The sequence below is a fragment of the Micromonospora sp. DSM 45708 genome, from assembly GCF_039566955.1.
GTDB lineage: Bacteria > Actinomycetota > Actinomycetes > Mycobacteriales > Micromonosporaceae > Micromonospora.
Genome location: NZ_CP154796.1, coordinates 2,175,011 through 2,188,762, shown reverse-complemented (window position 1 = coordinate 2,188,762; position 13,752 = coordinate 2,175,011). Strand labels below are relative to the sequence as shown.

The 13,752-nt window shown below is 73.7% G+C and carries 7 protein-coding genes; 4 read left to right on the top strand and 3 right to left on the bottom strand.

Annotated elements, in window-relative coordinates:
• The first annotated feature begins 65 nt into the window (after window positions 1-65).
• From VKK44_RS09775 to VKK44_RS09760, 4 genes are all read left to right on the top strand, one after another.
• Window positions 66-3,203: a hypothetical protein gene (locus VKK44_RS09775; protein ID WP_343446553.1), complete on the top strand. Its 3,138-nt coding sequence runs from the start codon at window positions 66-68 to the stop codon at window positions 3,201-3,203.
• 101 nt (window positions 3,204-3,304) lie between these two features.
• A complete protein-coding gene (locus VKK44_RS09770; protein WP_343446552.1) occupies window positions 3,305-5,257 on the top strand; it encodes a sensor histidine kinase in 1,953 nt (650 codons plus the stop codon).
• The gene (locus VKK44_RS09765; protein WP_343446550.1) at window positions 5,254-5,937 is read left to right on the top strand and encodes a response regulator transcription factor; all 684 of its coding nucleotides are present in this window, start codon (window positions 5,254-5,256) and stop codon (window positions 5,935-5,937) included. Before VKK44_RS09770 ends, VKK44_RS09765 begins: the two co-directional genes overlap by 4 nt.
• 593 nt (window positions 5,938-6,530) lie before the next feature.
• On the top strand, window positions 6,531-9,455 hold the full coding sequence (locus VKK44_RS09760; RefSeq protein ID WP_343446549.1) for a helix-turn-helix transcriptional regulator: 2,925 nt from the start codon (window positions 6,531-6,533) through the stop codon (window positions 9,453-9,455).
• Here the strand turns inward: VKK44_RS09760 and VKK44_RS09755 are convergent.
• The 3 genes from VKK44_RS09755 to VKK44_RS09745 all read right to left on the bottom strand — a co-directional run bounded on the left by VKK44_RS09755 (window position 9,442) and on the right by VKK44_RS09745 (window position 13,465).
• Window positions 9,442-10,080, bottom strand: a complete 639-nt coding sequence (locus VKK44_RS09755) for a flavin reductase family protein (protein ID WP_343446548.1) — start codon at window positions 10,078-10,080, stop codon at window positions 9,442-9,444. The genes VKK44_RS09760 and VKK44_RS09755 overlap by 14 nt on opposite strands.
• Entirely contained in the window at window positions 10,077-12,197 is a 2,121-nt protein-coding gene (locus VKK44_RS09750; protein WP_343446547.1) for a tetratricopeptide repeat protein, read from the bottom strand. The genes VKK44_RS09755 and VKK44_RS09750 overlap by 4 nt, the downstream gene beginning before the upstream one ends.
• 77 nt (window positions 12,198-12,274) lie before the next feature.
• Window positions 12,275-13,465, bottom strand: coding sequence for a hypothetical protein (locus tag VKK44_RS09745; RefSeq protein WP_343446546.1), 1,191 nt, complete (start codon window positions 13,463-13,465; stop codon window positions 12,275-12,277).
• Window positions 13,466-13,752 lie beyond the last annotated feature (287 nt).

Genomic DNA, 13,752 nt, shown 5'->3' with positions numbered 1-13,752 from the left:
CTGCGCTGCGCGTCCACCGACCTCCGGCGGACGCGGAGCGATCCGGAGGAAATCCAGTGGGTGTGATGGTGTGGGCTCCCGGCCGCCGACGGCGGTGGCGGGCGCTGGTAGCCGCGGTCGTGGCGGCGGTGGTGGTGATGTCGCCGACGCCGGCCGTGGCGGCGGAGGACCCGGTCGACTTCCAGGCGGCGAAGTTCCACGACGGCGTGTTCGCCGCCTACCTGCGGGCACACAACGGTGGCGTCGCGGGCCTGAAGAACCTGGTGCTCACCGCGGAGCTGCTGGACTGGCGGGGGCGCAACCCCGGCGCGTCCCGCGACGACGTGACACGGCACCTGGTCGCCACACGGCAGGCGGTCAACGCGGCGGGCATCTCCGACACCACCGCCCGCACCACGTACGCCACCGCGATCAAGGTGATCGACGCGATCTCCGGCATCCCCGGGGTCAGCATCGGCGCCCCGCTGGTCAAGGGGCTGCTGGACGCCACCGTCGGCGGCACCATCACCGCCTCGGCCGAGGTGGAGGACGCGGTGACCAGCGCCTACCAGAACTACCGGTGGATGGACGCGCTCTACGCGCAGCAGGAACGCGCGTGGGGCCAGCTCACCCGGGCGGCGGCGCAGGACGCGGACCTCGCGGCGGCGTGGGACGGGGAGATCGGCGCGCAGCTCAACGTGCGCGCCACCGCGACCACCGAGCAACTGCTCGCCGACCCGCTGCTCGCCTCCTTCGTCAACACCGAGGCGATCCTGGAGCACCTGGGCAACGAGCAGGCCTACCTGGCGGCGCTGCGTGCGCAGCTGAGCGGGGCGCTGGACCAGGTCGCCGCGCAGAATTCGCAGATCATCGACAAGCTGGCCGCCGCGGACCTGAAGTATCCGGTCGGTCCCGGCCCGAAGCCGACGCCGCAGGACTACACGGCCGCGCTGGCCGAGGCCGCCAACCGGCAGGTGGCGATCGACGCCGCCGACTCCGCGGTGACGATCCTGGCCACACTCGCCGGGTTCGCCGACGCGAAGGCCGGCAAGGACGTGCTGGCGATCGGCAAGGCCGCGGTCGGCATCGCCACCGCGATCAACAAGTACCTGCCGACGGTGGCCGGGCTCAGCCTCAGCGACGCCATCGGGTCGCTGAGCACGGTGGTGCTCACCGGCAACGTGCTGGGCGCGGTGATGACGCTACTGCCGATCTTCATGGGTTCCGGCCCGAGCGAGCACGAGCTGGTGATGCAGGAGATCGGCAAGCTGCGCGAGCAGGTCGGCGAGCTGCGTACCGAGATGCACGAACGGTTCGACCGGGTGGAGGCGATGCTCTCGGCGATCTACGACGACGTCATGTCGGTCCTGCTGAAGATGCGCGACGACATCGGCGTCGTGATGCGCGACATCGAGGCGATCAAGCACCAGATCTACGGCCTGGAGACCAAGGTCGACCAGCTCAGCCTCTCGATGCAGGAGGCGCTGAAGAAGAACGCGCTCGCCGACGCCGAGTACGTCATCAACACCTTCGTCGGATACAAGGCGCGCACCGGGCGTCCCCTCTCGGTGGCCCAGTACGACGAGACGGAGGGCCGGCTGTTCACCGCCGCCACCTCCACGGCCGCGGGCGCGCCCTTCGTCCTCACGCCGGCCGAGTGGTCGCAGTCCACGATCGAGCCGGTGAAGGTGCTCGACGAGAAGACCCCCTACGGCGCCATCGACTACCTGTCCTATCTGGCCCGGAAGTGGGATCCGGGGTATCCGGCCACCGTGAAGACGCCGCACGCCGGGGTCTGGACGATGTCGACCCGGCCGTTCACCGCGCTGGCGTTGGAGAACCCGACGCTGGCCGGCGACATGATCGGCGACGACTCCTTCGCCGCCCGGATCGGCCGCTCCGGCCAGCAGATCCTGGACGCCAGCAGCCGGTTCAGCCGGCCCAGCGCGGACGGGCACCGCAACGCGTTGTTCACCGGCCTGGTGGAGAACTACAAGAGCGCGGTCAACGCCCAGTCCGCCGAGCTGCGCAAGCTGCGCGACGTGGCCACCGGCGGCGGCTACAACCCGTGGTACGGCCCGGACCAGGCGCCCCCGACGCGCCTGACCAACACCCGCAAGTACTGGACCACCGACAAGGAGCGCGGCTACAACGAGGACGCCAAGATGTCCGGGTGTGCGCCGTACAGCCCGCTGCCGCGGGTGCGCATCCCGGCCAACGTGAACCTCGGCGACCTGCCGAACGCGTTCCAGCTGCTCACCCACGGCACGAGCAAGCAGTTCCAGCCGCACTTCCGGATCTGCTACGACGCGGAACTGGTCAACCACACGACCACCACCGGGCCGCGCACGGAGACCACCAGGGCCGACCTCCAGTTGACCGTGCACGCGCAGATGAGCGTCGACCAGGGCGGCTTCTGGATGGACGTGCGGACGTGGCGCAACACCAGGAGCGCCGGCATCGTCTGCTCGTGGAGCACCCGCGACAACCCGCCCACCGGCTACTGCTACGACGAGGTCTACTACATGACCTATGGCGTGGAGACCCACCTGACCGCGTTCGAGTCGGGCGCGCGCTTCGCCGACAACGCCGAGCGGCTGACCATCGCCCGTACGCTGGGCGACCGGATGCTGTGGGGCAAGCAGAAGCGCTACTACCAGTTGGCCAACCAGAGGTTCGGCGACCCGACCTCGGAGCTCCGCAAGGCCGGCAACAAGGTCACCGAGGCGTTCCGGCTGCTTCAGGCGTACACCAAGCTCGGCTTCCCGGTGGCGTTGGACTCCGACGCCTCGCTCAGCGGCTATCTGCTCGGCGGGAACCTGCTGCCGAGCGACTACCGCCACCCGGGCGCGCCGATCGGCCGGGAACTGCCGGACACGCACATCGGTCGGGCGTACGAGGTCGCGGAGGCCGACTACGCGCCCTGCACCCAGGCGACACCGGGTGACCCGTGCCCGGAGTCGATCTCCGAGATCGACCCCCGGGTCGGGCAGGCGCCCATCTTCAACACGGCGTGCTCGGGCGCGGACAGCCCGAACTCGCCGAACGAATACCTGGGCAACTGCATCCACGCGGTCGCCATCGAACGGGCGGGTGAGCTGGCGGCGGTCTACGAGACGTACTCGCAGCGTCTCGCCGCGAACGTCTACCGGGAGCGGTTGCCCGACGTCGCCGCCGTGGTCGACCAGCTGAAGGTCAGCGGCAAGGCCGTCGCACAGAGCTGAACCCCCGGACGACGGGCCGGTCGCCACGACCGGCCCGTCGTCCGGCGCACGCCGTTTCGGTGGTCCCGCCGACGGCACCGGACTGAGACAGTGGACCCGACATGTCGAACGCACCCGGGACGCGGCGATGGGCCGCGTGGACCGTTCTCGCCCTCACCGCCCTGCTCAGCCTCGGCGCGATCGCCGCCTGGCCCGTGGCGACTCCCCCGCTCACCGCCACCGGGCTCTACTCCCTCGTCGACCTGCTCGACGGCCTCGTCTACGGGGCGGTGGCCTGGTTGCTCCTCAGCCGGCAACGCACCGGCAGCCGGCTGCCCGGCGTGATCGCCTGCGCGGCGGCGCTGGGCAGCGCGCTGTCCGCGTGCGTCGCCCAGTGGCAGCTCGCCGTCGGCGGACCACCGCTGCTGGCCGTCCTGCACCACGTGGCCTGGGTGCCCGGCCTCTACGCACTCGTCGTGGTCATGCCCTGGTTGCTGCCTGACCGGCCACTCGGCCGCCTCGACCGACTCGCCGCCGCCACCGGTCTCGGCTACGTGGCGTTGACGACGGCCGCGCTCGCCACCGCGCCACCGCCGTTGGGGGCGCTCCCGCTACCGCCCGAGCTGCGCGCGGTTCGGGCCGCGCTGCTGCGCCCGCTGGCGCCGGTCCTGCCGTGGGCGCTTGTCGGTCTCGGCCTGCTGGCCTGCGCCGGGTTGGCATGGCGGTGGCGGCGCGGTCCGGCACCGCAGCGCCACGGCCTCGGCTGGGCGACCGCCGGCAGCGCGCTGCTCACCCTCAGCTTCGCCGCCTCCCTCCTGCCACCTGTCGTTCCGTCGACCGTGCCTGCGCTGCTGATGCTCGCCTCGCAGGCGTTCTTCCCGGCCGCAGTGGCGGTGGTGGTGCTACGCCAGCAGTTGTGGGGGCTGCGGGTGGCCGTGCGCCGCACCCTGGTCTGGTACCTGATGACCGCCGTGGTGATCGCCGGCTACTGTGCCGCGGTGGCCCTGCTCGACCGGTTGCTGCCGCGTGCCCTGCCGCTGCCGCAGCTCGTCGTGACCGCCGCGCTCGCGGCGGCCTTCCAGCCGATCCGCCAGGCGGTGCAACGACGGGTCGACCGGCTCGTGCACGGCGAGGCGCCCGAACCGCTGCTGCACCGGGTGGTGCACAGCGTCGGCAGCACCACCGACATCGGCGCGACGATCGCCGCCGCGCTCCGGCTGGCCGAGGTGCGCATCACCGAGGACGGCCCACAACCCCCACCCCACGACCACGGCCCCCCGGTCGCCGTGCCGCTGACCAGCGGCGACCGACTGGTCGGCTACCTGCACGCCTGGCCCCGGCCCGGCGAGCTGCTCGACGGCCGGACCCGTGAGTCGCTCGCCGTCCTCGCGCCGGTGGTCGCCGCCGTGGTGGACCTCGCCGGCACCAACCGGGACCTGGCCCGGTCGCGGCAACGGCTGGCGGAGGTACGCGACGAGGAGCGCCGCTCCCTGCGCCGGGACCTGCACGACGGCCTCGGACCGGCGCTCAGCGGCATCGGGTTGGGGCTGGCCGCCACCCGCAACCTGCTGCGCCGCGACCCGGACCGGGCGGAGAACCTGCTGGACCGGTTGACCGACGAGCTGACCGCACGCGCGACGGAGGTCCGGGAACTGGCGCACGGCCTGCTGCCCCCGGTGCTCGCCGACGGCGGCCTGGGCCCCGCCCTGGACCTGCTCCGCGACCAGTACGCGCGGGCCGGCCTGCACGTCGCGGTGCGCGGGCCGGCCACCCTGGACCCGCTGCCGGAGCCGATCGCCACCGCCGCCTACGGCGTCACCGCCGAGGCGATCCGTAACGTGCAGCGGCACGCCGGGGTGGACCGCTGCACCGTGGCCCTGGACCGGCGACCAGACCTGTTGCGCGTCACCGTCACCGACGACGGTCGGGGCGTGGCGGCCGGACCCACCAACCACGGGGTCGGCCTGCACGCCATGCGGGAACGGGCGCAGGCGGTGGGCGCGACCCTGACCGTCGGCCCGGCCGGCGCCCGCGGCACCACCGTCTGCCTGACCATCCCCCTGGAGCGGCCGTGAGCGACAACCCGATCCGCGTCGTCGTGGTGGACGACCACCCGGTCTTCCGGCTCGGCATGAGCGCGCTGCTGGACACCCTGGCCGGCATCGAGTGCGTCGGTGAGGCCGCCGACGCCGCCGACGCCCTGACCCTGGTCGCCCGGGTACGCCCCGACGTGGTGCTGATGGACCTGCACCTCGGCCAGGGCTCCGGGATCGAGGCGACCCGGCTGCTGCGCCGCGCCCACCCGGCGGTCCGGGTCCTGGTGGTGAGCATGCTCAACGACGACGCCTCCCTGGTCGCCGCGCTACGCGCCGGGGCGCGCGGCTACGTGCTCAAGGGCGCGTCGGCCGCCGACGTGGAGCGCGGCATCCGGGGCGTGGCGGGCGGCGACCTGATCCTCGGCGCGCCGCTCGCCGACCGGGCGGGCGCGCTGCTCGGTGCCCGCGCCGACGCCCCGTTCCCGCAGCTCACCGACCGGGAACGCGAGATCCTGGTGCTGCTCGCCCGGGGCCTGGCGAACCCGATGATCGCGAACCGGCTCGGGCTGAGCGCCAAGACCGTGCGGAACAACGTCTCGGCGATCCTGGTGAAGCTGCACCTGGGCAGTCGGGCCGAGGCCATCGCCCTGGCCCGTGACCACGGGCTGGGCGCGCCCAGCCCCGCGGAGGCGCCACCGGTCGACAGCCGGCGCGCGTGACCCCCCGGCACACCGCGCCAAGCCGACGACAGGGAGTCCACCGACTACGGTCCGGCCCCAAAAGGCGCCGAACACAGCAGGAGAGTTCCCCATGGATCGAGAGCTGTCAACAGCTCGTGCCGCACCCCGCACGGAGCGATGTTCCCGCCGGCCCGCGACCGCGACCTTCCCCGAGGCCACGACCGGGGCACCCCGGTCGGACAGCCTTGCGGAAATGGTTCCCGCCCCGGCGAATCGCTCTGTTCGCCGCCATACGGCGACACTCCTTTCAAAAGCACCGGCACAGACGATTCATCGCGCAATCCCCATTGTTCGATGGTCCGTCATCGCGCCACGACGGCCCGCCCGCACAAACGACCAAAGTGGATCATAAGCGGGAAATTGCGTAACCCAGCGCACTTCCGCGAACACGGCCGGTGTATCAACCGGGAGATCCAAAGAAAAATACAAGACTGTAAATTCGTTGCGATCCTTTTTAAGCTGACCGTTCCCGGAACCGCCGGTCCCGATTCCTACGACGCCGGTCGGATATGTGTCTCGACGCTTCGAGGGTGACCAGGCGTTCCGTTCTTGTTCCGAGACAGGGAGGTGCCATGCTCGGCGGGAGTAATTGTTCACTGCCCGTCCTGGTCGGCCGCGACCACCAGCGGGACCTGCTGCACGCGGCGGTGGACCGGGCCCGGCAGGGGCACGGCGGCTGCGTCTTCCTGGTCGGCGAGGACGGCACGGGCAAGACCCGGCTGGTCCTGGAGGCGGTACGTCGGGCCTGGCAGTCCGGCATGTCGGTGCTGCCCGGGCGGGCGGGCAGCACGGGACCCGTCGTGCCGCTGCGCCCCCTCACCGAGGCCCTGGCGCACCTGTCCCGCAGCGAACCCATCCTGGAGCATCCCAGCCTGCGCCCCTACCGGTCCGCCCTGGGCGGGCTGCTCCCCGAGTACCGCTCCCCCGACGCCGCTCCGGTGCCGACCTCGCCGGTGCTCCTCGGCGAAGCGGTGCTGCGGCTGCTGTCGGTCGCGGGCGCCGAGCGCGGCTGCCTGTTGGCGCTCGAGGACCTGCACGACACCGACCGCAGGACGCTGACGGTGGTGGAATACCTCGCCGACAACCTCGTCGACCAGGGCACCCTGTTGCTCGCGACGGTGCGGCAGGGCCCGGGGCCGGCATGGGACCTGACCCAGTCGCTCGGCCGGCGGTGCCGCAGCGCGCTCCTGCCGCTGGACCCGCTGGACCCGCCGGCGGTCCGCCTGCTCGCGGCGTCCCGGCTACGACTGTTCCCCCACCAGGTGCCGGAGGCGGTCGTGACCCGGCTCTGCCGAGACAGCGCCGGCAACCCGTTCCTCGCCACCGAACTGCTACAGGCCATGCTGGACAGCGGCGCTCTCGTCGTGCACGTGGGCGGGTGCCGGCTGGTCGACGAGGTCCCCACCGCCGTGCCGTCGAGCGTCCGGCACACCGTCGCCGGCCAGGCGACCCGGCTCGGGCCCGCCGGCCGCCGCCTGCTCACCGCCGCGGCCGTGATCGGCGAACGGTTCCCCATCTCGGTGCTCGGGCAGGCCCTGCGGCTGGACCAGGACGATCTGCTCCGGCACGTACGCGCGGCGGTCACCGCCGGGCTGGTCGTGCCCGGCCCCGACGACCACGACTGGTACGCCTTCCGCAACCCGACCACCGCCCTGGCGCTGCTCGATCTGCTCACCCCGGCCGACCGGGCCGTCCTGGCGCAGCGGGTGACCGAGGCGGTGCACGAGCTGCACCCGGAGCTGACGGGGGGATGGTGCGCGTTCGCCGCCCGCCTGGCCGGCCGGGGCGGCGACCCGGCGCGGGCGGCCCGGCTGCTGACCCTCGCCGGCCGCCGGTCGCTCGCCACGGGCCGGCTGCACGCGGCCGTCGAGACCCTGGAGCAGGCGTGGCAACTCGCCGAGAACGGCCCGGACGCCCCGCTGCGCGCCGAGGTGCTGCACGAGCTGCTCTGCGCGCTGGTGGAGACGGGCGACGCCGAACGCGGGCTGCGGCTCCTCGACAGCCTCGACGACCTCTGCCACCCGGACGTCCCGCCCGAACGGCTGGCCGGCGTGCACGTGCAGCTCGCCCGGCTGGCCGGCCTCGCCGGGCGGTGGGCCGACGCGATCGTCCAACTGGAGACGGCCCGGGCGGTCCTCGGCCCGGACGCCCCCGGACCGCAGACCGCGTACCTCGACGCGGTCGCGGCCCACCTCGCGGTCGGCACGCCCGACCAGGCGGTCCGGCTCGCCGAGCGGGCGGTGAACGAGGCCGAGCACGCCGGGCTGCCGGCGGTGGCCTGTCTCGGCTGGCAGGCCCGTGGCCTGCTGGCCCGCCGACGGGCGACCGACGAGGCACAGACGTGCTTCTTCCGGATCCGGCAGCTGGCCGACCGCCACCACCTGCCGCTGTGGCGGGCCCGGGCCACCCTGCTGCTCGCCGAGCACCAGTGGTTGCTGACCGGCGACGCCGACGCCCTGCGCCACAGCGCGGAACGGAACGGACGGCTCGGCTCCCCGGCGCTGCGCCACACCGGGCACGCCCTGCTCGCCTGGCACCACGCCCTGCGGGGCCGGTACGACGAGGCGGAGCGCCTCGTCGCCGAGAGCGCGGCGGCGGCACAGCGGCTGGGACTGCACGACGTGCTCGTCCGGTCCGCGCTGGTACGCGCGATCTGCGCCGGACACCGGGGCCGACGGCCGGAGCTGGACGAGGCGCTGGTCGACCTGCGGCACCACGACGGGACCGGATCGCCGTACCTGGCGCTGGCGCACGGGATGGCGTACGCGGTCTGCGCGCTGCTGGAGGAGGACCCGGACCGGGCGCGCGACGAGCTGGCCCGGGCGGCCCGGTACGACGCGGAACGGCCCGCGCCCTATCCGCTGGCCGGCGCGCACGGGCTGGGCTTGCTGCTGGACGTGTTAAGCGGTGAGGCGAGCTGGTGTCGCGGGCGCACGACGAGCGACAGCGACGCGGGTCGCCTGCACTGGAACCGGCAGTTCGGGTCGCTCGCCGAGGCCGTGCTGCTGGGCCGGCAGGGCCGGCGCGAGGAGGCCGCGGCGGCGGTGACGGCGGTGCGGCGGGACGCGCACGCGCACCCGATCGCCGTCCACCTCGGCCTGCGCCTCGTCGCCGGAGCGGCCCGGACGGACCGCTGGGGGGACCCGGTCGCCTGGCTGCGCCAGGCCGAGGAGCACTTCCGCCAGGCCGGGCTCGGGGCGCCCGCCCGGGGCTGCCGGGCCGAGCTGCGCCGGTGCGGCGTGGTGGTGCCGCACCGCCGCGACGCCAGCCGGGTGCCGCCGCCGCTGCGGCTCAAGGGGGTGACCGAGCGGGAGTACGAAGTCCTCGAACTCATGGCGGACTGGTCCGACAACCGCAGCATCGCCAGCGAGCTGTTCATCTCCCCACGCACCGTGGAGAAGCACGTGGCGAGCCTGATCGCCAAGACCGAGCAGACGAACCGGGCGGCGCTCAACCGGTACGCCGCCCGGTTCCGCGAGCGGGTCAACCCGGACTGACCGCCCGGTACCCTCCGCCGAAGAAGACGGCCGGCTCGGCACCCGCACGGCTCTCGCACCAGTACGGCGTGCCCAGCACCAGCGCGTGGTCGGCGACCCCGATCACCTGGGTCACGGTGCAGACCGCGACGGCCAGCGCCCCGTCGAGCAGCGGCAACCCGTCCCGGTCGCGGTGCGGCACCCCGGCGAAACGGTCCGGGGCGCTGCCGGCGAACTGGTCGGCCAGGTGGCACTGCCGCTGGTTCAGCAGGTTCACCGCGAACACGCCCTCGGCGGTGAGCGCCGCCAGCGTACGGCTCGCCCGCCCGAGCGAGACGAGCAGCAGGGGCGGGCTCAGCGACACGGAGGTGAACGCGTTGACCGTGCAGCCGACCGGTCGCCCGTCGGCACGACTGGTGACCACGGCGACACCGGTCGCCCAGTTGCGCATGAACTCCCGCAGCAGCGGGCCACTGACCCGGCCGGGCCCGGCCGGGTCGCCGGCGGGCGCGGACGGGACCTCCGCGCCCGCCGGGGACCGGTCGGCGGCCCCGACGACCGGGTGGGGCCCGTCGGGCTGCGCCCCGGCGCGCGGGCCCACCGGCCCGACCGCTGTCGAGTCCCTGATCGAGGCCGTGGTGGTCATCGCGCGCCGGCCAGGTCCAGCCGCTCGGCCGCGCCGGCCGTCTCGTCGGCCCGGGCGGCGTCGGTGTCCCCGAGTTCCGCGTGACACCGGGCCCGCTGGTTCAGCAACTCGCCCCGGTCGGCCCCGGGCAGGTCCAACGCGCGGCCGTAGTCGGCCACCGCGTCGGCCCACCGGCCCGACGCCTGATGGACGAAGCCCCGGTTGTACCACAGATCCGGATTGTCGGGCTCGACCGCCAGCGCCGCGGTCAGGTCCGCGACCGCCGTGGCGTGGTCCCCGCCGTCGAACGCGAGGGCGGCCCGGCTGGCCAGCGCGGCGACCAGTTCCGGGTCGGCGCGCAGCGCCGCGTCGAAGTGCCGCCGCGCGTCCTCCCCCTCGCCGTCGGCAAGCGCGAGCACGCCGCGCAGCTGCCGCAGGCGGGGCTCGTCCGGGTCCCGCAGCAGCCCCTCGTCGAGGTGCGGCCGGGCCTCGTCCAGCAGCCCGTCGTCGAGCAGCAGGCTGACGAGGTTCACCCGCGCGTCCACCTGCTCCGGCTCCAACTCGACGACGTAACCGAAGTCGGCCACCGCACCGGCCAGGTCACCCAGCTCGGTCTTGATGTCCGCCCGGTTGTAGTACAGCTCGTAGAACGGCGGCGACAGGCTGATCGCGGTGTCGCAGTCGGCGACGGCGCCGGCCAGGTCGCCCAGCCGGCGTCGCACGTCGGCCCGGTCGAAGTAGTAGTCGGCGTAGTTCGGGTCCAGCTCGATCACCTTGGTCAGGTCGGCCAGCGCCTCGTCCAGCCGGCCGAGCGCGAGGTACGCCTTGCCCCGGTTGTGCACCAGCACCGACCGGTGCAGCCGGTGCTTGTCGCCGGGCAACTCCCGGTCGAGCCGGCGCAGCCCCTCGTCGACCAGCCGCAGCGCCGCCGGCAGCCGGCCCAGCCGCATCTCGATCAGCGCCAGGCCGTTGTTCTGGAACACCGAGTGGAAGGCCCGCTTCTCCAGGTCGGGCAGGAGCGAGGCGATCGCGATGGAGTTGTTGATGTAGCCCCGGGCCAGATGGTGGTCCCGCAGCTCGGCCGGGTGGAAGCGGGTGTAGAGCATCGCCAGCGCGTACCCGGTGGACATCTGTAGTTCCGGGTCCGCGTACCGGCTGCGCAGGTCCAGGTAGGTCGGTTCCGCTTCCACGGTGCGCCCGAGCACCACCATCGCCGAGCTGGCCCGGGTGCTCAGCAGCCAGAATCGTTGCATCTGGGTGTCCGGGTCCACGATCGCCCGGCCGCGGGTCCCGTAGTCGATCACCGCGTGGTAGTAGCCCATCGCGCCGCAGTGCCGGGCCGCCTCGTAGAGCGCCTCCGCGCCGGCACCGGCCGGATCGCTGCCGCGCTCCAGGTGCCACGGGATCGCGCCCAGTTCCAGGCTCCACTCGTCGCGCTCGCGCAGCCGCGCCGCGCGCGCGTCGTGCAGCCGTACCCGCTGGTCCGCGTCCGTCTGCTCGTACGCGGCCAGCTCCGCCGGGTCGGTGGACGTGCCGTCCGCGTCGACGTACGCCCGCGCCAGCTCCTCAGGGTCGCGGCCGGCGGCGGGGCCGGGCCGGGGCAGGTCCGGCAGCCGGGTCGCGTACCGCTCGAGCGCGGCGGAAAGCTCGGGCTCCAGCGGACCGCCGTCGGTGCCGATCGTCACCTGGACCCGGTCCGGCCGGACCCGGCGCAGGAAGATGGCGAGGAACTCCTGGTCCGTCGGGTCCGCCTGGTCCACCCGGTCGAACGCCACCCGCAGCGGCAGCCGGCCGGTGGCGGTGGCGTGGCCGGCGACGAACTCGGTCGCCCCGTGCGCCAGCCGCCGGGTCCGGTTCGCCGGGTAGATCCGGGTCCGCTCCTCGGGTACGGCGAGGGAGGTGAGGGTCTCGGGCGCGGCGTCGATCGCGCCGCGCAGCTCCGGCGCGGCGGAGAGGATCTCGGTCAGGTGCCGGCGGACGAGGTCGGGCCGGCGCTCGTAGGTCTCCGGCACGATCAGCCGCAGCAGGCTGCCCAGGCCGGTGTACGGGCCACGCAGGCCCCGGTGCGCGTCGACCGCGAGGTCGGCCCGCTCGCCGTCGGCCGGCGACGGCCCAACCCGCCATTGGTGTGCAGTCATGCCTTGCTCCTCGGTTGGGATGGGTCCGGCGGCTCGGTGGCCGTCGTGGACGGTCGTGGTGGGCGGGCGGGCGGCGGTCAGCCGGCCGGAGCGGGGCTCGGGCTCTTCGCCCGCCGGCGCTGGATACGCCCGGCCAGCAGCGGCAGCAGCACCAGCTCGAACGCGACCAGCAGGAGGGAGGCGACCGAGTCCCAGAAGCCGGGCCCGGTGGGCGAGCCGTCGACGAGGGCGCTGACGACCCGGGTGCCGAACTCCCAGATCAGCGGCGCGGTCCAGAGGGCGACGGTGACCAGCAGCACCCCGACGCCGGCGCAGGTGACCAGCGCGAACCAGGGGGCGAGCCGCCGGTCACGCGGCGACCAGTCGCCGTCGGTCCAGTCGGCGCGGCGTACCCAGGGCAGCCAGCCGAACCGGTCGCGCAGGTACGCCCGACTCACCTCGTCCAGGTTGGTGCAGCCCAGGGCCGTGGTGGCGACGTAGTACATGTCGGTGCGGAGGAAGACGTAGAACTGCCAGGACATCCGCAGCAACACGGTGTACGCCACCGCGAGCGCGAGCCGTCCCGGCCAGGACAGCCCGCCGGACAGGTCGGCGGCGGCGGCGAGCACGAGCGCGCCGAAGAGCACCGCGTCGGCCAGCAGACCGGCCGTCATCGGCAGGTACCGCCGCCGCGCCGGTACGGTGAGCAGCGCGTCCAGCTCGGTCTCGACCACCACGTAGTAGAGCCGGCGGCCGATCCGCATGCGGGTGGGCAGGCCGAGGCGGCGGGCCGCGAGCAGGTGGTAGAACTCGTGCCAGAGGATGGCCGGCGACTGGCAGAGGGCCAGGCCGAGCTGCACGCCGAGCAGGGACGGCACGAAGAACACGTTGCCGGCCTGGGGGCGCAGCTCCGGCCGGTTCACCATGGCGACGGCCGCAGCGCCGATGACCAGCAGGTAGACGACCCAGGCCAGCGGGGAGAAGGCGGCCCGGCCGAGCCGGTGGAAACGCACCTTCGGCGGTGTGGCCAGCGGTTCCCCCTCGGCCCGGACGAACCTCAGCTCGCGCATCGCGTCCAGGAAGTCGGCCATGTCGACCGTCTCGCCGTAGGTGCGCCGGTACCACTGCTCGGCCTCGTCGACCGGCATGCCCTCGGCGAGTCGGCGCAGCAGCGCGACGCCGTCCTCGGGCAGCATGGCGAAGGAGGCGGCGTCGACGCGGCCGACCGTGATGCCGTCCCGCTCCGGCACGTACGTGAGCGGGTGGAACTCCAAGCGGGTGGGTGACATCGGCCCTCCATCGCGGTGACGGCCGGTGACGGCCGCCCCGGCGCCGAAGACGCCGGGGCGGCCGGACCGGTCAGCAGCAGTCCGTGCAGTACAGCGGCGCAGACGTGGTGAGCTTGATGGAACCGGTCTTGCGGATCGTGATCTTCTTCATGACGTTCACCTCCTCGGACGGGCGTCGGGGTGGCTGGCCGGCCGGGGCCTGGGGAAGAACCTGCCAGCCCGGCGGGCCGCACGACATGGGGAGCGGCCCCCAAACTCCCGGCGGGCGGTGGCGCGAAGACGGGGCC

Bases quoted from the DNA above. Each gene is read 5' to 3' on its own strand.
- VKK44_RS09775 (WP_343446553.1), top strand. From the start codon at position 66: ATGGTGTGGGCTCCCGGCCGCCGACGGCGGTGGCGGGCGCTGGTAGCC.
- VKK44_RS09770 (WP_343446552.1), top strand. From the start codon at position 3,305: ATGTCGAACGCACCCGGGACGCGGCGATGGGCCGCGTGGACCGTTCTC.
- VKK44_RS09760 (WP_343446549.1), top strand. From the start codon at position 6,531: ATGCTCGGCGGGAGTAATTGTTCACTGCCCGTCCTGGTCGGCCGCGAC.
- VKK44_RS09755 (WP_343446548.1), bottom strand. From the start codon at position 10,080: ATGACCACCACGGCCTCGATCAGGGACTCGACAGCGGTCGGGCCGGTG.
- VKK44_RS09750 (WP_343446547.1), bottom strand. From the start codon at position 12,197: ATGACTGCACACCAATGGCGGGTTGGGCCGTCGCCGGCCGACGGCGAG.
- VKK44_RS09745 (WP_343446546.1), bottom strand. From the start codon at position 13,465: ATGTCACCCACCCGCTTGGAGTTCCACCCGCTCACGTACGTGCCGGAG.